The organism is Nostoc sp. PA-18-2419 (assembly GCF_005869855.1).
GTDB lineage: Bacteria > Cyanobacteriota > Cyanobacteriia > Cyanobacteriales > Nostocaceae > Nostoc.
Window position 1 is genome coordinate 137,424 of record NZ_SZNH01000003.1, and the last position, 22,412, is coordinate 159,835.

A 22,412-nucleotide genomic window follows, 5' to 3' on the forward strand; every position below is an offset into this window, starting at 1 on the left:
AACTTATTTCATTAGTATTTAAAAATTTAAAATTTATGCCCACCTTTGACGAGACTGAAGCGATTTATGTTCGCGAATTAGGAATAGATGACATTGCTCCTATTTATCACTTAGGAGAAGAGTTATTTACCAGCGATTTATATCCTTATTTATATCGCACTTGGGATGAATGGGAAGTCATTGGACTTTATAATACAGACCCAGAATATTGCCTTGTGGCTGAAACAGATGGAGAACTAGCAGGCTTTGTTTTGGGAACCATTATAACCAAAGCATCTTGGACTTACGGTTACATTTTATGGTTGGGAGTTAGTCCCAGATTCCAACGTCGGGGAGTAGCAGACAAGTTAGTTGATAAAGTCGTTGCTCGAATGATTGAAGATGGGGCACGGTTCATGTTAGTAGATACTGACCCCACCAATACTTCAGCATTAAAGTTTTTTCACCGCAAAGGTTTTGGAAATATCCGCCAGCATATTTTCTTATCAATGAATTTAAGTAAACATGAATATTATGGCAGATTAATTGATTACGAACACCAAAAAGCCGAAAGAGCAGGTTATAGGCGATCGCGTCCAGCAATTCGCGCTCGGAAACCCGATAGTGCTGCTAATGAAATACTAATTAATCCGTTAGTGAGTGAATCTCAAATCACTGAAGAAGAATTGCCAATTTAATAAAAGTTAGGAGCAGGCGCAGTGGTGGTACACTACTCGCTACGAATGAAATAAACAAGTCAAATCCTCTTTCCTTCTGTCTTATGAGTTGAAAAAGGGTGTAGGGGATATTGCTTTTTCATGTATGGCAGTAAAACTTGTTTCATCGGGACTGCCTTCTGACTCGTTTCTTCAGAGTAGAGACGCGATTAACTCAAGTCTTTCCAGGAGTTAGGAGTTATGAATTCAAACTATGGTCAATCTTATTAATATTAATTTTCTCAGAGAAAAAGACGCTGAGCAAATTGTGAAACAATAAGTTAGTATCTGGGTAATCTGAAGTTTTTGGTAAACAAAGGTGGATTTATGTTCCAAGAAATTATTGCTCAGATTGATTATTCTTTCTCATCTCCATATTTAGCGACAGTTTTAGGCATCACTAGCATAGCGGCAACACTTAGTTGGCGCTGGTGGAAACAAAAGAATAGATACAACTCCCTACAATCACTTCCTTCTCCTCCCAAATACTGGCTATTAGGAAATCTTCCGCAAATATTAGCAGCAGTGAAACAGAAGAAGTTCTTCTTGCAACTTTTTCATTGGAGTCAACAGCTAGGCCCGATGTATGTTGTCTGGAATGGCAGCTATCCAATTGTTGTTTTAACTAAGGTGAAAGTTATTGAAGATACTATTATCAATGGAATGAGAGATGGTAGCTTAATTAGACCTGAGCTATTGCGTCAAGCTTGGAACGATATGGCTGGTCACATTATGATAGGAGAAACCGGAAACGAGTGGCAGTGGCGACGTAAAGCTTGGAACCCAGAATTCAGTTCTAGCGGTCTCTCCAAATATCTTCAAGTTATTAGTCAAGCTTGCGAACAAGTAATTGAGACATTGAAAGAAGCTGTACCACCAAAAGAAGTTGAGGTAGATCCTCTATTTGTAGAATTAACAATGAGAGTGATTTCTTGTCTAGTACTAGGCATTCCTGTGGATAGAAAGAGTACTAGTGATGAAGGGTCACCTTTGGAAGTTTCCAAAGCGTATGAAGCAATGTCTATTGTAGGCTATCGGTTCCTACGACAAGCTACTGGCGAGAAAAGATGGATGAAATATTTCCCAACTAAGAATTCACGAGATTATTGGGCTGCAAGGGGATATTTAGAGGAATTTCTGACTCCCCGTGTAGACTTAGCTTTACAGATGAGAGAACAAAACCAGAGCAATTTATTACAAGTCAGTCCTTTATTCCGGGAATCAATGTTAGTCAAAATTGCTGCTAAAGAACCAAAATACAATCGTGAAACATTGATAGCAGAATGCCTTGAACTCTTAATAGCTGGTACTGACACAACAGCCCATACTTTATCCTTTGCAGTAGGAGAGTTGAGCTTAAATCCAAGGGTTTTTCAGCAAGCACAGGACATTGTTGACCAAGTTTGGCAAAGCTTTGGCTGCATTAATGCAGAAAATATTAAGGAATTGGCTTATATTAGTGCAATTCTCAAGGAGACGTTACGCCTTTATTCAGTCGCCTCAGGCTCGACTTCATTGCAGACTCAACGCGACACTGTAATTTCTGGTAAAGTGATTCCTGCGCATACAGGAGTATCCTGGTCAATGCTTGCTGCTGGAAGAGATCCACAAGTCTATACTAATCCAGAGGTATTTCTGCCAGAACGTTGGTTAGACAAGAGTAAGGATACTTCACTGCCAATGATACACTTTGGCTCAGGGCCTCATCGTTGCTTGGGAGAGCATCTATCAATGCTAGAAGGAACTCTGATGTTAGCATTATTGCTCCGCTACTTCGATTGGGAGTTAGTCAAGGGTCGTTCTTCTCTAGAAGAATTACAGCAAAACTTATTAATTTATCCGTCTGATAAGATGCCAGTACGCTTTCGGTTGAGAAATTGGGCGTAAAGCTTTCAGAACGTACTACTTTTATTCTTTGGATTCTTGTATTTCTATAGCAATCCTAAGTTATTCGTAAAAAAATCTATTGCCTATTGTTTGCTTCTAAGAAGAATTAGACAATTTATTTAGGAATGCTATAGAAATATACAGATAAAATCTATTAAAAGGCAGCTATACTAAAAGTTAAAATATTGCTACTATTGAAACTTTCACTTTTTTAATATCCTAATCTATGTAAGTATAGCTATACTTTCACAAACCACAAAGTAAGAGACTTGAAGATTTAATTTATTACTTTCCTAACTTTATTTGTATGTCAGCACAACAATGGACTCTAGCAACAACAGAACAACCGCCAGAGTGGTTTATCCAAGCAGTGAAACAGCATACACCCGCATCAAATGGACTGTATGCAGCACAATTGTTGTGGCAACGAGGCATTAAAGAAAAATCGCAATTATCAGCTTTCATTAACCAGAAAGCTTATCAAGCAGCAAATCCATTTGAATTTGGACAAGAAATGCAGCTGGCGATCGCCCGTTTACAACAAGCGCGTGATGCTGGTGAAAAAATTGCTATCTGGGGAGATTTTGACGCTGATGGGATTACTTCCACTGCCGTACTTTGGGATGGATTAGGAGAGTTTTTTCGCCAAAATATTGAATTAGTTTATTATATTCCCAATCGCTTAAAAGAATCCCACGGATTGAATAATCAAGGAATTGAGAATTTAGCAACACAAGGTTGTAAATTAATAGTCACTTGCGACACGGGTAGCACAAATATTAATGAAATTATTTATGCTAAACAGCTAGGTATCGATGTCATACTTACCGACCATCACACCTTACCTGAAGAACGCCCGCCAGTTGCAGCGATTATCAATCCTCGATATCTGCCCAAGGAACATCAGCTATTTCATCTTTCTGGAGTGGCGGTAGCTTATAAGTTAGTAGAAGCCCTTTATCAAACTTTGCCTGATGTTCCCCAACATCCATTAGAGGATTTATTAGATTTAGTGGCAGTAGGATTAATTGCTGACTTGGTGCAGCTGAGTGGAGATTGCCGCTATTTAGCACAGTTAGGAATTCAACGCCTGCAAGCAGATTTTCAACAGCCACCCGCAGCACGACGGCGACCCGGAGTAGGGCGATTATTAGAATTGTGCCAGAAAAGCGGCGATCGCCCCACAGATATTTCCTTTGGTTTGGGGCCGCGCATCAACGCTGTTAGCCGCATCCAAGGTGATGCTAGTTTCTGCGTTGAATTATTAACTAGTCGTGATGCCAAGCGTTGTAACGAATTAGCCGAAGTTACAGAATTAGCAAACACTCGCCGTAAATCCTTGCAGAAAGACGTACAAGCACAAGTAGCCCAAAAACTCACTCAATTAGATTTATCAACCACCAGCGTCATTGTTCTCGAAGATGCCCAATGGCCTGCGGGTGTATTGGGCTTAGTCGCCGGACAAGTAGCCCAAGAAACAGGACGCCCGACGATTTTATTAAGTACAGAGGGGAGTCAAGAAGATTCTACTCCTACACCCTTAGCCCGTGGTTCCGCCCGTTCGGTGAATTCCGTCGATTTGTATCAACTGGTAAAAGACCAAGCACATCTGTTGCATCGCTTTGGCGGACATCCCTTTGCAGCAGGTTTGAGTTTGTCGATTGAGAACATTCCCTTATTTACAGCAGCGATTAATCAGCAGTTACGGCAATCTTTGGGGGGTACAACTCTGACGCCAACAGTGCAAGCAGACTTAGTGGTAACAGTTGCAGATTTGGGGAAAGAGTTATTTTTAGAACTGAAGTTACTAGAACCTTGTGGAATGGGTAACCCTGTGCCAAAATTACTAATTCAAAACTGCTGGTTTGAAAATAGTTGGCATCGCAATCAGCAAGATTGGCGAGGAAAAAAGGTACAGTATATTAAAACTGAGTTTGACATTCGAGATGATTCGACTAGAAGTCCTTTTCCTGGGATTTGGTGGGGACACTACAAAGATGAATTGCCGGTTGGAAGGTGTGATTGCGTAGCAGAACTTGACTACAACACCTTCAAAAAACGCTATGAAATTAGATTAATTGCTGTGCGTCTAAGTGAAAACTCAGCACTGGATACTCAGTACTTACCATTCATCCTTGACTTGCGGAATCAAGACAACTCAGCACGGGCTAAACCCCCCGCTACTGCTAACAACACTCAGCACGGGCTAAACCCCCCGCTACCGCTAACAGCACTGATTCTCGAACATTGTCCCATGAACTGGGATGATTTACGTGTGTGGTTGCGGCGATTAACGACAACCTACTCGGTGTCTGCTCTTGATAATCAACAACTAGCGATCGCTTGGTCTAAACCCAACCACCAACCACCAAAAGAAATTTGGCAAACCTTGGTTGGGATTGCTAAATATCTCAGTCGTACCAATCAATCAGTTACTCGCAGACAACTTTTAGATAAACTTGGAATCAGCGATCGCACCTTATTTTTAGGAATCAAAGCTTTAAAATATTGGGGATTTACAGTTACAAGACAAGACCGCGATTTGCAATTCACATGGAATCCCAGCAATGTCTTTGAAACCAATGGTGATGCAGCTGTTGGACAATTTTTAGCCGCCGTTAGCGAAGAACAATTTCAGCAAAACTACTTTGCCGAAGTGCCTTTGTCTACTATTGTTGCCATGATTAATAGTTAGTAATCAGGCGATCGCTTTTAACTTGAGTTATTGATCGGACTAAGATTTTTTGGGTGTGCGATAAAGTGATCGCACACTGCATCTACGATCATGCTGGGGAACTAGTGTTCAGCAGATGTCACAGTACCTGATTCGTTAAACACCACACGCCACACTTGATGAACTAAGGTCGTTGAGGAAGTAAACAATAGAAATCCAATTAGTGGGTGGAGTACGCCCAAAGGTAGGGTAAAATTTAGGTGAATCGTGGCAAATTGCAGAATCAGTAGTGTTACCAAACCTCCTGTAAGCATTTGTATTTTTTGAGAAAATGGACTGATGAGAAGCCCTGCTAAAAGAAGTACAGCCAATCCACTATATCTGCGAACAAGCCAAACGTGAATGCTCCACCAAGTAGGGTTATAGAAAACTGCCAATCCAACTGTCAACAGTTGAGCAACTAGGCAGAGGTTAAACAGCACAGCGATCGCAAGAAAGCCAATTCGAGTCCAGCGTCCAGATAGTTGTGTGCGCTGAGAATGAAAATCGATAATCATAATTGAAATTATTCTTGAAGATGAATCATCTAAACGGGGGCGGTGCTACACCTCTGTAGATTCGCCTATTTTGCTGCCATACCAAATTCCTGAGCATATAGTCTGGCTAACTCTGGTTTATTGGTCTATAACCAATTGAAATGGAAAGACATCGCCTTGCTTACTAACTCAGCCCCTGCTTTTTCGGGTGAACCCACATTGAATGGAGGGGCTGGATTGTACTCCATCATTAGTTCGGTAATTTTAGCGGTTTCTTCACCACAAAGTATTCCAGCAAGCACTAAGCCAAAATCAATGCCTGCTGTAACTCCCCCGCCAGTAATGCGATTTCGATCAATGACAACTCGCTCTGTTCCAACCTCAACTCCCAACTTTGCCAGTTGTTCGCGTGCCATCCAGTGAGTAGCTGCTCGATAGCCTTGTAACAGCCCCGCCTTAGCGAGAAATTCAGAACCTCCACATACAGAGGTAATAAATTTTGCTGTTTTCCCCTGCTTGTGTAGAAATTCAAGCACTTCTGGGTCGTCTACTACTGCGAGCTGTCCTAAACCGCCACCGATACAGATAACATCCAACAAGGGGCAATTTTCAAAGGTGGTATCAGGCAAAATCATCATTCCCTCATCAGTTTTGATCGAATCTAGTGTTTTCCAGATGCGATGAAGTTGGACATTGGGCAGGGTACTAAAAACTTGCTGGGGCCCGAGAATATCCAATGATGTCATGCCAGGATAAATGACTAAACCAATGATCTGCTTTTGTGCGTGAGCCATGAGTTAATCTCCTGATATAGTTGCGTGATGAAATCTATACTAGGAGTAGCAACCAACCATGCCCAGTCCTCGATCGAGTACTCTTTGAGGCACAACAATGACCAACTCGTTACAGTCTCTCTTTCAAGCGATCGCTCAATCAAAAGATGAGCAAGCGTTGCGATCGCAGCTTTTAATAGAGGCCAGAGAGCATTTTGCTGCTAAACGGTCAGGATTATTTTTCTTTGATCAAATTCCCTTTGCTGACCGAAGACTTCAGAAAGCACTGCAATTTGGGTTAAGCACCGAACATAACCCAGTTGTGCACTACTTAGTGGAACGTCATGCTCCAGTTCATGAAGCATTAGTAGTATCACCAAAGGTCTGGAATCTAATTTGCCCCCGTGCCGATCATTGGCACGTGATGGCGGGACCAATTGTGAGTAATGGTCAATTAGTCGGTACCATTGGCTTTACCCGTGAGCAGACAATGCCAGCATTTAACACGCAAAACCTGGTGGACTTAAGTGCGCTTTGTCTACACCTGTCAACTTGGGTTGCAACGATACGTTCACAACACCACCACTTAAGGGCTAATTGCCTAACACCCCGTGAACTGCAAATTGCTGAATTGGTTGCTCTGGGACGAACTAACGCAGAAATTGGTACTGAACTTTGGATTACTGAAAATTCTGTCAAGCAAGCCCTAAAAAGAATGTTTCGCAAGCTTGAGGTTTCGTCTCGTGCCGAGATGGTTGCACAACTTTCTACAAATACAAAGGTTCACTCGTTTAACAATCAGGCAAACTGACCAGAATACTGAACACCTACTGAAAAATTTATTGATGATTTGCTCAATTGATTACAATCGCATCTCAAGAAAATTGAAAATTAGCGATCGCATTTTCGGTTGGTTTTGGAAGTGATTGCCTTTGAGCATTCTTGTAGATTATCTACCAGAACACAAGGTCGCGTCGCTTTTCATTACCTTCTGATTAGTCTGCAAATAATCATGTAGTATATCGCAACCCCGTGCCAATAATTTTTCTAGTTGGATGTCTGCCAAATCCTGGAAAATCACTGTACCCCTAGCACTTCCCGCAGCTAAAGTCTTGCCATCAGCACTAAAATTAATGCTGGTTAACTCATCCTTGTAACCTTTCAAAGCAATCAACAATGTTCCATCGCGGTTCCAAATTCTCACTTTATCATCACTAGAGGCGGCTAGAGTCTTGCCATCTGGACTAAAGCTGACACTGATGAAATTATCGCCATCGCCATCAAAATTACTTAGTAACTCACCTGTTCGATTCCAAATCTTGACTGTGCTATCAATACTAACTGAGGCAAGAATTTGACTATCAGGTGACCAAGCTACTCCATTTACCCGGCGGCTGTGACCAGTTAAGGTGTGTAGTAATTTACCATCTTTACTCCAGAGTTTCACAGTTTTGTCATCACTGGCTGAGGCTAGCAATTTGCCATCAGGACTAAAACTTACCCAATTCACTGCATCTTGATGTCCCTCCAAAGTGTTCAATAGTATACCCTTACGACTCCAAAGTTTGACTGTTTTATCTTTGCTAGCTGAGGCAATTACTTCACCATCAGGTGACCAAGCTACACCCAATACAGCATCATTATGACCTTGTAAGGTGTCGAGCAATTCACCACCCCGACTCCACAACTTTACTGATTTATCTTTACTAGCAGAGGCAATTACTTTACCATCAGGACTAAAACTAACTCCCCAAACTTGATCTTTATGCCCAGTAAAAGTACGGAGTAATTCACCCTCTCGATTGAAAAGTTTTACAGTTTTGTCTCGACTTCCTGCGGCTAAAGTCCGTCCTCCAGGACTAAAACTGATACTCGTCACCCAATCATCATTATCGGCTCTAGGTTTTCGCAGCAACACATCGTCCCAATGCCAGAGTTTAATAGTTTTGTCCCGACTCGCAGAAGCAAGGGTATGACCATCTGGGCTAAAATTAACGCTATTCACCCAATTATTATGTCCCTTTAAAGTGCCAAGTAGCACACCTTCAGAACTCCAAAGTTTCAGCGTCTCGTCGGTACTTGCAGAAGCAATTGTGTTACCATCAGGGCTAAAACTAACGCTGGTGACTCCAGCACTATGCCCGGATAAGGTTCTCACTAACTTACCTGACAAACTCCACAATTTGATAGTCTGGTCTAAACTAGCGGAAGCAATTGTTTTACCATCGGGCGACCAAGCTATACCCAAGACTGCATCATTATGACCAGCAAAGGTTCTCAGCAACTTACCCTCCCGATTCCACAGCTTGATGGTGTTGTCAGCACTCCCGGAAGCAATGGTTTGTCCATCAGGTGACCAAGCGACAGCTAAAACTGCACTATTATGCCCCTCTATGGTTCTGAGTAATTTTCCGTCCTGAGTCCAAAGTTTTATCGTCTTGTCTGTACTCGCGGAAGCAATCAGTTGACCATCAGGGCTGAAACTAACACTATTGACTACAGCTTGATGTCCGAATAAAGTGGCTAGTAGCTGACCTTCCCGACTCCACAGTTTCACTGTTTTATCTTGACTAGCGGAAGCAATAATTTGACTATCGGGGCTGAAACTAACGCTATTGACTACATCTTCATGTCCCGACAAGGTTTTGAACAAGCTACCATCAGGACGCCAGAGTTTGATTGTAGTGTCTGCACTGGCTGAGGCAATTAAAGAGCGATCGCGGCTAAATACAACACTATTTACCCCAGATATATGCCCGTCGAAACGATTATATTCTCTAACCCCAGAAACCGCTTGATAAAGAGCCGTCAGTACTTGCTCTTTTGTATTGGGATCTACCCAGATTGTTTGTTGTAATTTTTTCCCTGCCTTTAAACCTTCTTTTAAAGCATCAATACCTTTTTGGGAGGCAAATAAAGCTTCACTGGATACACTCAGGGTTTTAATTTCGCTATCTATTGCTGTGACAATGGAAACACTTAAACCAAATATTGCTAGTACAGAAGCAGTTAAGGCGATTTTCAGCGAGCGATTTAATTGAGCTTCACTGAGCCTTTGTTTTTTCTGGCTTTCTGCTAGTTTAGTTGTTAACTCTTTTTCTTTAAGTTCAGCTCGCAATTGCTCAATTTCTAACTGACTTATTTCTTCGCGCTTTTGTAACTCTCGCAATTCTGTTAATAAATTCAATCCCTGTTGTGGATGAGTATCTATTAATTTGGTTGGCTGCTTTGTTTGGCTTAGTTCGCTTTTAAGTCGTTCTATTTCCGCTTGACTTTGTTCTACTTTTTGGCGTAGCTGATTGAGTTGTACTTGTAAGCTTGATTCCTGTTGTTGTAAGTAGCGAATTAAATCTACTAAATAATCATGAATTAGTTGATAGCGTTCTGGTACATCGGGAAACAGCACTACTAACCCAGAACGGACTAAAATATCTAAAACTAAGTCTAATTTAGTCGCATCTTCTAATTCTGCTAGTTGCGCGGTTAATTCAGCACGAGTCTTAAAAGGTCGGTTGTTGCTTTCATCTGTTAATAAATACAAAACGAGTAAAGCCGCTCGTTCATTTTCTAGGCCGCAGTCTTTGATCAGTTCCCTAATATACCGCTCAATTAGTTTGTTGGGTCTATACGGCTGATATTGTTCCAGGGTGGTAATTCGCTCATCTTGAATTTGCGCTCCCACAACTTGCAATTCAATCGGGCGGACTTCTCCAAATTCTGTGGATAAATCTTCAATTAAGGCATCAATTAACGCAGGCTCTAAGTGTAACTGAGAACGCTTTGTCAAATTTTTAATAATTGCTTTTGCATATTCTGGCGAAAAATTATTTAACTGATAGCGGATATTTTTATCCAGAATATTATTATTAATTGCTTCCAGGGCGGAGAGATGTTTAAAGTCTAATAAACGATGTAAATAATCTTCTCGTAATGAAAGAATAACTTTGACAAAAGATATTTGGAGACAATCGCTAATAAATTTATCGAATGCTTGCTTTTGATTGCGATCGCTATAGCCAAAGAAAAATTCTTCAAACTGGTCAAAAATTAAAACTGTAATCAAATGATGCTCGGCATTTTTTTGTAATTGTTGTAAAATATTCACGATGGTGCTACGTGTGGCAAAGTCAGGTAAAACCTCCGCTTCAATGGCTGCTTCTAGCTTGATTTCAGACATTGCCTCTGTTAAAGATTTACCTAATTCCCTTGCCCAATCTGTATAAACTTGCAGTACCACAGGTATGGCAATTTGGTCGCCAATAGCTCGATTTTGCAATGCTGGAACTAAACCCGCAGTTACCGTAGAACTCTTACCAACCCCTGACTGACCGTGAATTACCGTCAGCTTTTGGTCAGCACGGCTAATTCTACCAATTAAATTATTAATATCTCGCTCTCGACCAGAAGCCGCAATTTCTAAAGCAACACTGCTATTCCCAGAAGGTGACATTAATGCTGGGTTTGTCGCCTGTCTTTGGGGTTGCAAGCGTCCTGCACCGATAAAAGCTCGAAAACCATACTGTTGTTCAACAGAACGGCGTTTTTGACGAATGTAATAAGCTTCCAAATATCGCCCTTCTTCAAAATAAAGCGATCGCAATGTCCGCAACAAGCGAATATAACGATGGGCATTATATTGATGGGCACTGCTTTCTAAAGCTTCTGGAAGTTCTTTTGCCGCCTTTTCTAAATATTCACGGGCGACTTCTGGCTCACCTAAATTACGCTGGGCTTTCGCTAATATTAAATAGGAAATTTGTGCTAATAGTAAGGGAAATAAGCAGTTATAAGGGTCATTCTGCTTTTGGGCTTCCGCTAATTTCAGCAGTGATACATGTGCTAAAATACTCGCCTGTACCCAGCGCGATTGCTGCACGGCTACTTGTGCGAGAAAACCGTAGTCACAAGCAAGTTGGATTTGACTGCCATAAATTTGATGCAACTCCAAAGACTTTTGAGCAACAATCTGCAATTCTTCCCAATCTTGGAGATTTTGCAAAACTTCAGCGAGCTGACCAATAAATTCAGCAACTATATTTAGACACCCAGCTTGCTGCAAAATATTCAAACATTGCTGAAAATAAGATTTTGCTGCTAACCAATGACGGCGATTTTCTGCTTGGTTTTGCTCAGCTAAACGACAACAACATAGCCCAATATAAAACAGTAAAACTCCCTGTCGCAGAACCAAGGGTGATGGGGGAGATGGGGGGGATGGGGAAGAAAAGGGAGTTCTTAGCAGAGGCGAAATAGGTAATTTTTCATTTTCCCCCTTGCCCCCTTCCCCCTGCCCCCCTGCCTCTTCCCTCTCCCCCAGCTTTTGCCAAACCTGTAAACTTTTTTGGAAATGATTTAAAGCTGGAATGATGCGATCGCTAACATAATTATCTAAACCAAAAACAAATTCTAAACTAGCGTGCAATTCTGGTTCTAAGGTAACACCACGATTTTGTAATTCTCTGATCGCAAAGTGGAGTTCATAGTTACGTTCCCAGACTTGCTCTAGAGTAGAATAATTTTCGGTAAACTGAGGTGCTTGGGGTTGTGCAGGATCTGGTAATACTCTGGCAAACAAAGAATTAGTTTCTTGTTGGAGAAATTCCAGCAATGACCGAGTTGTCATTTCAAATTGAATTGGTGTCGCCGCCCAACTCGCAAAATCTGGTGCTAAACGTACTACTTTCTGCAATACTTCATTATTCACCCAGACAATTATTGGAAATGGATGGCGTTTGCGAAATTCATCACGAATATGATTAATAGACCTTAAGAAATCATCAAGTCCATCTACTAACTCTAAACCCAAAATCATCAACGCTGATGGCGGTTGACGCTCGGTAACTAATTGTAGATGAATAGTTGTGTAAAGACTTCTGGCATTGTGGGGTAAAACTACTTTTTGAATCTGGTATAATCCATCAGAAAGTTCTTCGAGTTGGTGCAACATTTGCTCTTGCAAAACTTGATAATTGCAGCAAACTAAAACTAGGGAAAATTGACCGTTAGAAAGTGCGATCGCTCTCCCTAAATTCCGCAATGCCCGCTGGTTATTTGCTCTTATATCTGCTTGTGGGTGTCCTTCAACCATGATTTAAATCTCTGCGTTTCTGCTAAAACTGGGTTGACGGCAAACCAAGCACCCTCGCGATCGCGGTATTCAAATATAAATAAACTCCGCAATAATGTGTGATATTCAATATCACCTCTGACTCTCTGCTGTTGCACCACTTGAAAAATCAGTTCCCACTCTTGTGGGTCAATAGCATTGCCTCGGTAATCGCGCTGTCTTTGAATCACCAATTCGACACACTCCCGCTCGAAGGGTGGATCTTGTTCTCGCAAACAATCAAACAACAACCCTAGCAAGTCGCGTACATGACCACCACTAATCAGACACAACCGATCTAAGGTTTCTAAATTATCAAAAACTTCTGTAATTAAGCTTAACCGATCGCTAGGCAAAATGTCCGGAAAAGCCCTTGCTAGCACCATTTGCCGCATCAATGCTAGCCCTTGGGGGAAAATCTCTCCAGAGCGCAAACGCACGGGTATCATCGGTAGCACTTTTGGCGCTACTCCTCCGCCCAAACGATGCTGAAGTTCGGCGCTATCGTTGGAAAAAGTCAAAGCTAGGGGAATAGTATAAACAACATGACAATTTAGTTTGCGTAACTGTTCGCCCCGCTGAATAAACAAGTATTCTGGTAGCGATCGCCCCGATGGTAAAGGTCGAATTGCTACTCTATCCAAATTATCAACAATTACTACTAGTCCCCTTTTACCCTTGGCTTTAAGTTCTTTATTGGCACGTTCTAATAGTTCTTGATTAATTGACTGTAAAATATTCGCCGTTCGCGGTTCTAGATAGTCCCTTAACCGCCGCCGCAATTGCGGGCTTTCTTTGGTTTTAGCTGTAATTTTGCCGATTCCTACAGATAATTCAGCTTCAACTCCGAGTTCAATTGGTGTTTGCAAAAAATCGACAATTTCGCCAAACAACTTAGTAAAATAGCGAGGCTTGAGCTTGATTTTCATTGCTTCCAGGCTTTCACTTACCTGACCAGCGATCGCCAATAAAACATCAGTCACATCCACATCTGCCATTTCTAAGACGTGGGTAGACTCAAAATAAACCACATGAAATTGCTGCACTTCTAACTCAGCTTTGAGCCGCAACAATTCCGTTGATTTTCCACAGCCGAGATGTCCAGTAAATAGTTGACAAGTTGGTGTATCTGGGGAGATGCGAGTAATAGTCCGCTGTAAAGCCTCAATAATTTTGCCACCCCGCACTGCGGCAAAATCGATATAATATCGGCGATCGCTTGCATCTCCTATCATTAAAGGTCTACTTGGATTGCAAGCCTGATAAAATCTTTCTAAATCTAGGAGCATAATTAATCGAGTTCATTTAAGAATAGGGATGATAAAATTTATTTTTAGGAATTTCTCTGTTAATTTAAGTATATTTGGCTAAAATTAATAACTAAATAAAGTGCATTCAGATTGATTTTTCATATTTACGTTTTATATAGCACACTACAAAGCTAGCATTTGATTTTATTTAAGTATAAATACTGTTATAAGTACAAATAGCAAAAATCTCAAATATAAAATAAGGTACTCTTATGAATATTAAAAATATCTCAGACAAAAAAAGGTACCGTTAAGTACAATCTGTATGTTGGCTAATTTTGAAATCACAACAGTCGTCCTAAGTCGTCTTAAGTTGACTACTACAAAGAAAGGCAGAAGTTAGGAGGCAGGAGGGAATGAGTATTGATTAAAACTAAAGTTTCACGTTTAAAGTGATAATTATACTGATACTACTTATAACAAAGTATAAAAAATTATTGTTTCAATCCTATGTTTTTGAGTGTGGATTCCTTCTGCGTTCTGCCTCCTGCCTTCTGCCTTATGAAAGATCCCTTCCTGGTTCTAAAATAAAATCGCACTTCATGGCTGACACGCCCTAGCTTATGCAAGACTCTAGACAAGAAATAAATGCCAGAGCTTCTATGGATTTGGAACAGCGAAGAACTTGGTATTCACCCGTTGCTGATGTTTATTACAATGCAAGAGCGCCCTATCCAAAGAAACTAATTGGTCGGTCTGTCGCTTTAGCCCAACTTGACTCAGATGCATCGATTCTTGAAGTTGGTTGTGGCCCGGGAAATGCGACGGTGGCTTTTGCTGAATTTGGTTTTTCAATGACGTGTATTGAGCCAAACCAGGATTTTTATCGATTGGCACAACACAACTGCGATCAATATCCAAAAGTTACAATTTGCAATACTTCATTTGAGGAGTGGGAACTAGAAGCAAAAAAGTTCAATGCGGTTCTAGCAGCCAATGCCTTTCACTGGATACCGCCAGAGATTAGATATACCAAGGCAGCAGCAGCAATGTGCGATAACGGTTTTCTGATCCTGCTGTGGAATCTGATGCCAGAACCGAGATACGAAGTTTACCAAGCGATTGAGGAAGTGTATCAAGCTTATGCGCCCTCCTTTGTTCGATATGAAGGTGTCCAGATTCAAGCGGAGATTTTGAAGGGGTTTGAACAAGAAATTTTAGACTCTAATTGTTTTAAAGAGTTGGTTGTCGAGCAAACTGCCTGTGAAGTCACCTATAGCATTGATCACTACCTCAAGCTTTTAAGTACCTCTCGCAGACTAGAGCCACAAGCGAAAGAGTTACTATTTGCAGGATTGCGGCAGAAGCTAGAAAAATTTGGAGATAGCGTACAACTCTCCTTTCTTTCTGCTGTTCATATTGCCCGTAAAGACAGCTAAGTTCAACAATTAACTTGTCTTTTAGCAAGAGAAGATTTATTATCGCAGTTTCATAATTGTCAGACATCGCCTAACTGAGCGGCTAACGACTTCTGAAAACCGGAATTAATCTACAAACCCATTACATATAGAATTAGACGGTCATGGAGCTGATCGGGCAAAATATGCTTCAGCACGGCTCCGATTTTGGCGTCTTGTCCAACAAGATAGCGTGTCTTTGGCTGCTTTGCAGTCAGCGCATGAACAACAGCTTGAGCGACAATATCTGCAGAAATTCCTCTAGATGCAATAATCTGCATTTTCTGACGTACAATATTCATCGCCTGACCGTAAAGATTTAGTGCTGATTGTGGTAGGCTTTCCTGTCCGATTTCAGCTTGAGTTAGAGATTTATTCCAAATTGGTGTAGCGATAGAACTAGGTTCAATAATCGAAACTGAGATTCCCCACGGTCGTAACTCCATACGCATCACATCAGTGAGTGCTACCAAAGCATATTTTGACGCATTGTAAGCGCCCAAAAACGGAATAGGACTTCTACCAGCAATCGAACCCATATTCACAATTCGACCCTGACCTTGGCGTAATAAACCAAGAAATGCTTGTGTTACTGCTAATTGTCCAGTGACATTAACGTTCATCTGGTGTTGAAATTCGGCGATCGGTAATAATTCTAAAGGGCCTGGGACAGCGATTCCGGCATTATTCACTAAACCTGAAATCCCAACATCACGGACTGTATTTGTTACCTGCTCGACTACAGAGGCGATCGATTCAGCATCAGTAATATCTAAAAAAACCGGAATTAACCTTGGTGAAGCTTTTTCTTGGAGTGTTTGAGCATCAATATCTTGACGCACACCAGCAAAAACAGAGAATCCCAACCGATCTAAAAGCAAAGCGCACGCCTGACCAATTCCTGTTGACGCTCCCGTAATCAGGACCGTACCTCGATAATTTTCTACAACCATTAGTTTTTTTGATGATGAAACTACTGTAATATTTCTCTGCGTATCCTACTTACGAATTAAGCTAACGCACCTAGATGTTGCATTTTTTCGTCAAGACCGTCATTAGTCATTAGTAAAAAATAAATGACTAATGACAAATGACAATCTTATGAGTTAATGTGCAACTATAAATACGTAATACCTTAGTATTAATCCTTGCAGATACCAGAGCGAAGACAATCTTCGGTTTGGTCATCTCTAGCCCATATTTCCCAAGGTAATATACTTGAGGAGGCATTTGTGCTCTTAACCAGAGCAGCTACGCTAGGAAGCTGGTTTTCGACAATTGATACATTACTACAAACATTTCCTAGCTCAGCATTAAATAAATAAACAGGCAATGCCATTAGGACAATGCAAATCGTCCGGTTCATACAACCTCAGCTAAAAATTTCCGATTACGCTACACTTAGATGCCACCTTGATGAACCGGAGTTAGAAAACTGAGCATTGGATATTGAAGTTGTGTTAATTTACTCAGTCCTACTAGCCGCAGAGACGTGATTTATAAATCTTCGGTTCCACCCTTTTTTAGGTTAGGCATTGCCTACAAGATGGCTTCCTTCTAACTTATGCAGATGCAACCTTAAAAAACAGGACAAAAAACTCATAGTACTCAAAAACATATCTTGGTGGCTACATTCGCCAGATAAAATAATGAAGAGTGCTGAGTAAAGAGTGGGGCAGATGAGGGAGCAAGGGGAAATAACTTCTAACTCCTAACTCAGCACTCCTAACTCAGTACTCAGTTACAAATTTTGCCTACTAACTGACTCATGACGCCTTCACAAGACGTAGATACTATAACTGCTCCTGATATTGACCCAGAAGCAGATGGTAACTCCCAAACAGATCCTTTAGACGAATTGCCGGGTGAAGTCGAAATGTCCCTTTTCGACCACTTAGAAGAGTTGCGACTGCGAATTTTTTATTCGCTGATTGCCGTAGCAATAGGCATTATCGGCTGTTTCTTTGCCGTTAAGCCGCTTGTCCAACTACTTGAGGTTCCAGCACAAGGAGTAAAATTTCTTCAACTTGCACCTGGAGAATATTTCTTTGTCTCCCTGAAAGTCGCAGCTTACACAGGCTTAGTACTTTCTAGTCCTTTTATTCTTTATCAAATTATCCAGTTTGTGCTTCCCGGACTAACCCGCCGCGAACGCCGCATATTAGGACCTGTGGTTTTAGGTTCGAGTGTTTTATTTGCAGGAGGTTTAGTATTTGCCTATTTATTCCTCATCCCCGCAGCTTTGAAATTTTTCATCAGCTACGGAGCAGATGTAGTCGAACAACTTTGGTCAATTGACAAATATTTTGAATTTGTGCTGCTACTGTTATTTAGCACTGGCATAGCATTTCAAATTCCGATTATTCAACTGTTACTTGGTAACTTGAATATTGTCTCGTCTGAAAAAATGGTTTCTGGTTGGCGTTATGTGATTATGGGAGCAGTGGTTTTAGGAGCTATTCTCACACCTTCTACTGACCCTCTTACCCAAAGTCTTTTAGCTGGTGCAGTCCTGGGACTTTACTTTGGTGGAATTGGTTTGGTGAAGCTCACAGGAAAATGACACAAGCCCTTTTCAAGAAAAAATTGAAAATTAAAGTGCTAACTGACCGAATTTGAGATTTTTAATTATAAATTTGGGTGAGCCAGTGTGGTCTTAGGAATTTCCATCCCAGTTCTTACTAAAATCTAAAATCCAAATTGTTTGACCAAAAAATGACACAAGTTAGCTTTGAGGATTTTGAAAAAGTCGAGATTCATGTTGGCAAAATTATCAAAGTTGAAGAATTTCCCAAAGCTAAGAAACCAGCTTATAAATTATGGATAGATTTTGGCGATTTAGGTATTAAAAAATCTAGTGCCCAAATTACAAAGCTTTATCAGCCAACAGAATTAATCAACAAATTAATATTAGCTGTTACTAACTTTCCACCCCGTAAAATTGCTGATTTCATTTCAGAAGTTTTAGTCTTAGGAGTGGTTCTAGATGATGGACAGGTTGTATTAATTCAGCCAGATAGAGATGTATCCGTTGGTAAGAAAATTAGCTAGCACATTTTAGTTAATAAAAATTTTTAGCTTAAAAAACGTAATAAATAAAAAATTTATTAATCTTTTAGTAATAACAGGTTATAAAATCCATTCTGAAGAGCGTTCACCCAAATCTAGAGGAATACTGACAGCTTTGCCGAGTCGGGGGCGATCGCGTGTTTGGGTGATAAATGCTTGTACTTGTGTTGTTCCACCCAAAGCATGAAGATAATTAGCAATGCTATCAAGATGCTCTTGGTATTCTGCCTCGGTTAAGGGAAAAGAAGCTTGCTCCAGGTATTTCCACATCACTTGCAAAAATATCTTTCCCTGTGCCCGCCGGAACTGGACATCATAAGAGTATCCCCACTTCTCAACTAACAGTTGACGTAATTCCTGTCCTGTCATAGCTTTTCTCAATTAGATTTTACATTTAGTTATGATGTTAAGTTCCGTAACTCCAGTATGATAAGGATATAAAGAAATGTAATGCTAACAGAAAAGATGCTAGATAGATCTTGGAACACAGAAGTATGGCATCGTTGTAAGCGTTAGCATTTCGACTTAGACAAGAGTTGCTCAAGTGCAAATACTCCTGTCAAAATGCTTAACAAAATACACAAAGAGCGCGTAGATTATGGCTCAATTTTCGGAATCAGCAGACGTGCCCGATATGGGGCGTCGTCAGTTCATGAATCTGCTCACTTTTGGGACTGTCAGTGGAGTAGCTTTAGGTGCATTGTATCCCGTTGTCAAGTACTTTATTCCACCTGCTAGTGGTGGTGCTGGTGGTGGAAGCATAGCAAAAGACGAGTTGGGCAACGATGTTAGTCTGAGTAAATTTCTGGAAAACCGTAATGCAGGCGATCGCACCCTAGTTCAAGGACTTAAGGGTGACCCTACCTATATTGTGGTAGAAAACAAAGAGGCGATCAAAGATTATGGCATCAACGCTATTTGCACGCACTTAGGTTGTGTCGTACCTTGGAACGCTGCCGAGAACAAATTTAAGTGTCCTTGTCACGGTTCTCAGTATGACTCAACTGGTAAGGTTGTGCGCGGTCCAGCACCACTGTCTTTGGCTTTAGCCCACACCAACACCGCAGAAGACAAAATTGTCTTGAGTCCTTGGACTGAAACCGACTTCCGCACCGGCGATGCACCTTGGTGGACTTAATAATTTTGTTCTTACTCCAAGAACTGATGACTAATGACTAATGACTAATTCAATCATTGTCCTTAATTGAGATGAGAAATGCTTTCATAATAGCGAGCTTAACTCGCAGTGCTAAAGCAATTGTCAAAACATTGCTCATAGCGATCGCTACGGTGACATTTTACTTCACCAGCGACCTAGCCCTTCCCCAATCCGCTGCTGCCTATCCCTTTTGGGCACAGCAAACCTATCCTGAAAGTCCCCGCGAACCAACGGGGCGGATTGTTTGTGCCAACTGTCACCTAGCAGCCAAGCCGACAGAAGTCGAAGTTCCCCAATCGGTGCTACCTGACACTGTATTCAAAGCTGTAGTGAAGATTCCCTACGATACGAGTGTGCAGCAGGTTGGTGCTGATGGTTCTAAAGTCGGCTTGAACGTCGGTGCTGTACTGATGCTACCTGAAGGCTTTAAGATTGCTCCTGAAGACCGTCTTTCAGAGGAACTTAAAGAAGAAGTCGGCGAAACTTACTTTCAACCGTACAGCGAAGATAAAGAAAACGTTGTCATCGTCGGTCCTTTACCTGGCGAACAGTATCAAGAAATTGTCTTCCCAGTTCTTTCTCCCAACCCCGCAACGGACAAAAATATCCACTTTGGTAAATATTCAGTTCATGTAGGTGGTAATCGCGGACGCGGACAAGTAGATCCTACTGGTCAAAAGAGCAACAACAATGTTTACAATGCTTCCGTTACTGGCACAGTTACCAAAATTGCCAAAGAGGAAGATGAAGATGGTAACGTCAAATATCTAGTGAACATTCAACCTGAGTCTGGCGATGTTGTTGTCGAAACAGTTCCCGCAGGCCCAGAGTTGATTGTTTCTGAAGGACAAGCTGTTAAGTCTGGTGATGCTTTGACCAATAACCCCAACGTTGGTGGATTCGGTCAAAAAGATACAGAGATTGTACTGCAAGACGCCGGCAGAGTCAAAGGATTAATTGCATTCATCGCTCTTGTGATGATGGCTCAAGTTATGCTAGTGCTGAAGAAGAAGCAGGTTGAGAGAGTTCAAGCTGCTGAGATGAATTTCTAAATTCTTTGCTAAATCATTCTTTCTCGGACAGGCATCTTGCCTGTCTTTTTTATCTGTTATGGTTCTAAGTCTGTTTATGAGACTCCAAGCTTGATATGCAATTGGCTTCAAAATGTATATGTACTTAATCAGAAATTGTTATATTAACTTTTAGTCTCTTTTTGCTGAATCTGTTATGGTTTATTTGTAAGTTATAACAGTTGTTATAACAATAATATAACTTCTCATATCAAATGTATGGTGTATAGGTATTACATTTGAATGCATAACATCTTTCTACTGAGGAATTAGCTCATGGTTGGAAAAAGTTATCCTGTGACTCATGCCAGGGTTGGAAATCAAGATGGATTTCGTCTACCTCGTGCATTCTCTAAGGACTATCCTCATTTAGCTAACGCTTCAGGCTATATTGAAGTGCTATCTGATAACACGTTCTTAGTTAGATTAGAAACTGATAATGTTGATGAAGTTCATGAAGATGAGAGCATTATGATGAGCCTCTTTCTTGACTTTTTGATGAAGGATGCTATGCAAAACCCTTCTAAACTTGTTTCTTATACCCAAGAAATGAGTGATGAGATGGATGATTTACTAGCTGATGTAGTTATAGATTAATGGCTGCATTTAGTTGTAATGATTGGCAAATTTTTTTCTACCCATTGTTTAATGAACAATGGGTAGAATTGTGTAATAGGGTTCGTGTTTTAAAAAATGAGTTACCTAAAGAAGAATTTATTATACATTCAGATGTCAAATTATTAAAAGTATTGAATATCAGTATTATAGAAAAAATTCCTCAAGATCCTTTTGCTAGTCACTTTGCATTGCAAAAACCTTTGCAAAAATATAGTCGCCTCAAAAAAATGGGACTACCTGAACGATATAGATTATTTTTTAGAGCATTCAAAAAACGAAAAATTATTATTATTCTTTGGTTAGGCTTTCCTCAGAAGGAAGGCGATAAAAAAGATTGTTATCAAGTTTTTATAAAAAAAGTTGAAAATGGCGACTTTCCTGAAAGTATTGATAATCTGCTTGTAGAATGTGAGTCTGAATATTCTAATAATGAATAATGAAGATAAGCAGCGATTAAATACAGTTAATTAGTAAAACTTGAAGTACAAAAAAATGATTAGTAAAGAAACTGCCGAGCATTATATATGGGGTAACAATTGTCATGGTTGGCATCTTGTTAAGCACCCAGATTTGAGTGTAATTCAGGAACTAATGCCACAAGGGACTTTTGAAGCTAAACACTATCACCAGCGATCGCACCAGTTTTTCTTTATTTTATCTGGAAAAGCAACTTTAGAAATTGATGGTTACCGCCAAGTAGTTTTTCAACATCAAGGTGTAGAAGTTCCACCTAATATTCCTCATCAAATATTCAACGAAGGTTACTGTGATTTGGAATTTTTGGTGATTTCTCAACCTCCCAGTCATGGCGACAGGATTTTGAACGATATTATTGAATCTAGCCCTAATTGAGTTGAAGGATTTGCCCATGACAGCCTCAATAGAGTATATCCCACTTACCCCAATTGAATATCCACAATTATTTTCTAGTGCCAACCAATAACTTATCAAATGGTATATTATTATTACCCAGCGAAGTTTTAGAGTTGGAGTTGTGTTTAGAAGATAGAAAATTGCGTTTTTACAATCCAGCTACAGACCAAATACTTTTAACTCATGAAGATGAAGTAGTTGTAAGATAAGCCACAGAAGAAAAGGTGCAAAGATTAGCTGTTAAA

The 22,412-nt window shown here is 40.6% G+C and carries 20 protein-coding genes; 13 read left to right on the plus strand and 7 right to left on the minus strand.

What is annotated here, in order from left to right; all coding sequences use genetic code 11:
• The first annotated feature begins 35 nt into the window (after window positions 1-35).
• The 3 genes from FCR06_RS04405 (at window position 36) to recJ (ending at window position 5,277) form a co-directional block, all read left to right on the plus strand.
• Window positions 36-677: a GNAT family N-acetyltransferase gene (locus tag FCR06_RS04405; protein WP_138497632.1), complete on the plus strand. Its 642-nt coding sequence runs from the start codon at window positions 36-38 to the stop codon at window positions 675-677.
• Window positions 678-1,022: 345 nt separating this feature from the next.
• Window positions 1,023-2,582, plus strand: coding sequence for a cytochrome P450 (locus FCR06_RS04410; RefSeq protein WP_138497633.1), 1,560 nt, complete (start codon window positions 1,023-1,025; stop codon window positions 2,580-2,582).
• A gap of 307 nt (window positions 2,583-2,889) precedes the next feature.
• Window positions 2,890-5,277 carry a single-stranded-DNA-specific exonuclease RecJ gene (gene recJ, locus FCR06_RS04415; RefSeq protein ID WP_138497634.1) on the plus strand — a complete coding sequence of 796 codons (2,388 nt, stop codon included), beginning with the start codon at window positions 2,890-2,892 and terminating at the stop codon, window positions 5,275-5,277.
• A gap of 101 nt (window positions 5,278-5,378) precedes the next feature.
• On the opposite strand, the gene FCR06_RS04420 is transcribed toward recJ, so the two are convergent.
• The gene (locus tag FCR06_RS04420) at window positions 5,379-5,813 is read right to left on the minus strand and encodes a DUF6220 domain-containing protein (protein ID WP_138497635.1); all 435 of its coding nucleotides are present in this window, start codon (window positions 5,811-5,813) and stop codon (window positions 5,379-5,381) included.
• Between the two features lie 125 nt (window positions 5,814-5,938).
• On the minus strand, window positions 5,939-6,586 hold the full coding sequence (locus tag FCR06_RS04425; protein WP_138497636.1) for a DJ-1/PfpI family protein: 648 nt from the start codon (window positions 6,584-6,586) through the stop codon (window positions 5,939-5,941).
• A 97-nt stretch (window positions 6,587-6,683) separates the two neighbouring features.
• Here FCR06_RS04425 and FCR06_RS04430 point away from each other — a divergent pair, with 97 nt between their 5' ends.
• Window positions 6,684-7,376, plus strand: coding sequence for a LuxR C-terminal-related transcriptional regulator (locus FCR06_RS04430; protein ID WP_138497637.1), 693 nt, complete (start codon window positions 6,684-6,686; stop codon window positions 7,374-7,376).
• A gap of 138 nt (window positions 7,377-7,514) precedes the next feature.
• Here FCR06_RS04430 and FCR06_RS04435 read toward each other — a convergent pair whose 3' ends face one another.
• Both FCR06_RS04435 and FCR06_RS04440 read right to left on the minus strand, forming a co-directional pair.
• Entirely contained in the window at window positions 7,515-12,653 is a 5,139-nt protein-coding gene (locus FCR06_RS04435; RefSeq protein ID WP_138497638.1) for an eIF2A-related protein, read from the minus strand.
• Window positions 12,623-13,960 carry a P-loop NTPase fold protein gene (locus FCR06_RS04440; RefSeq protein WP_138497639.1) on the minus strand — a complete coding sequence of 446 codons (1,338 nt, stop codon included), beginning with the start codon at window positions 13,958-13,960 and terminating at the stop codon, window positions 12,623-12,625. Before FCR06_RS04440 ends, FCR06_RS04435 begins: the two co-directional genes overlap by 31 nt.
• A gap of 584 nt (window positions 13,961-14,544) precedes the next feature.
• Between FCR06_RS04440 and FCR06_RS04445 the strand changes: the two genes are divergently transcribed.
• Window positions 14,545-15,360 (plus strand): class I SAM-dependent methyltransferase, encoded by an 816-nt coding sequence (locus tag FCR06_RS04445; protein ID WP_138497640.1) that lies wholly within the window; start codon window positions 14,545-14,547, stop codon window positions 15,358-15,360.
• A gap of 110 nt (window positions 15,361-15,470) precedes the next feature.
• Here FCR06_RS04445 and FCR06_RS04450 read toward each other — a convergent pair whose 3' ends face one another.
• Window positions 15,471-16,331 carry an SDR family NAD(P)-dependent oxidoreductase gene (locus tag FCR06_RS04450; RefSeq protein ID WP_138497641.1) on the minus strand — a complete coding sequence of 287 codons (861 nt, stop codon included), beginning with the start codon at window positions 16,329-16,331 and terminating at the stop codon, window positions 15,471-15,473.
• A gap of 188 nt (window positions 16,332-16,519) precedes the next feature.
• Window positions 16,520-16,744, minus strand: coding sequence for a hypothetical protein (locus tag FCR06_RS04455; RefSeq protein ID WP_138497642.1), 225 nt, complete (start codon window positions 16,742-16,744; stop codon window positions 16,520-16,522).
• 402 nt (window positions 16,745-17,146) lie between these two features.
• On the opposite strand from FCR06_RS04455, the gene tatC reads away from it, so the two are divergent.
• Both tatC and FCR06_RS04465 read left to right on the plus strand, forming a co-directional pair.
• On the plus strand, window positions 17,147-17,941 hold the full coding sequence (gene tatC, locus FCR06_RS04460) for a twin-arginine translocase subunit TatC (RefSeq protein WP_138497643.1): 795 nt from the start codon (window positions 17,147-17,149) through the stop codon (window positions 17,939-17,941).
• 152 nt (window positions 17,942-18,093) lie between these two features.
• On the plus strand, window positions 18,094-18,429 hold the full coding sequence (locus tag FCR06_RS04465; protein WP_138497644.1) for a tRNA-binding protein: 336 nt from the start codon (window positions 18,094-18,096) through the stop codon (window positions 18,427-18,429).
• A 78-nt stretch (window positions 18,430-18,507) separates the two neighbouring features.
• On the opposite strand, the gene FCR06_RS04470 is transcribed toward FCR06_RS04465, so the two are convergent.
• A complete protein-coding gene (locus FCR06_RS04470; protein ID WP_138497645.1) occupies window positions 18,508-18,816 on the minus strand; it encodes a DUF3067 family protein in 309 nt (102 codons plus the stop codon).
• A 229-nt stretch (window positions 18,817-19,045) separates the two neighbouring features.
• Between FCR06_RS04470 and petC the strand changes: the two genes are divergently transcribed.
• The 6 genes from petC to FCR06_RS32405 all read left to right on the plus strand — a co-directional run bounded on the left by petC (window position 19,046) and on the right by FCR06_RS32405 (window position 22,376).
• Window positions 19,046-19,585, plus strand: coding sequence for a cytochrome b6-f complex iron-sulfur subunit (gene petC, locus FCR06_RS04475; RefSeq protein ID WP_138497646.1), 540 nt, complete (start codon window positions 19,046-19,048; stop codon window positions 19,583-19,585).
• A 71-nt stretch (window positions 19,586-19,656) separates the two neighbouring features.
• Window positions 19,657-20,658, plus strand: a complete 1,002-nt coding sequence (gene petA, locus FCR06_RS04480; protein ID WP_138497647.1) for a cytochrome f — start codon at window positions 19,657-19,659, stop codon at window positions 20,656-20,658.
• A gap of 294 nt (window positions 20,659-20,952) precedes the next feature.
• Window positions 20,953-21,273, plus strand: a complete 321-nt coding sequence (locus tag FCR06_RS04485; RefSeq protein WP_138497648.1) for a hypothetical protein — start codon at window positions 20,953-20,955, stop codon at window positions 21,271-21,273.
• Window positions 21,273-21,731 (plus strand): type II toxin-antitoxin system YhaV family toxin, encoded by a 459-nt coding sequence (locus FCR06_RS04490; protein ID WP_138497649.1) that lies wholly within the window; start codon window positions 21,273-21,275, stop codon window positions 21,729-21,731. The genes FCR06_RS04485 and FCR06_RS04490 overlap by 1 nt, the downstream gene beginning before the upstream one ends.
• Before the next feature lie 55 nt (window positions 21,732-21,786).
• The gene (locus FCR06_RS04495) at window positions 21,787-22,146 is read left to right on the plus strand and encodes a cupin domain-containing protein (protein ID WP_138497650.1); all 360 of its coding nucleotides are present in this window, start codon (window positions 21,787-21,789) and stop codon (window positions 22,144-22,146) included.
• A 77-nt stretch (window positions 22,147-22,223) separates the two neighbouring features.
• Window positions 22,224-22,376 carry a hypothetical protein gene (locus tag FCR06_RS32405; RefSeq protein ID WP_189523321.1) on the plus strand — a complete coding sequence of 51 codons (153 nt, stop codon included), beginning with the start codon at window positions 22,224-22,226 and terminating at the stop codon, window positions 22,374-22,376.
• The last annotated feature ends 36 nt before the right edge of the window (window positions 22,377-22,412 follow it).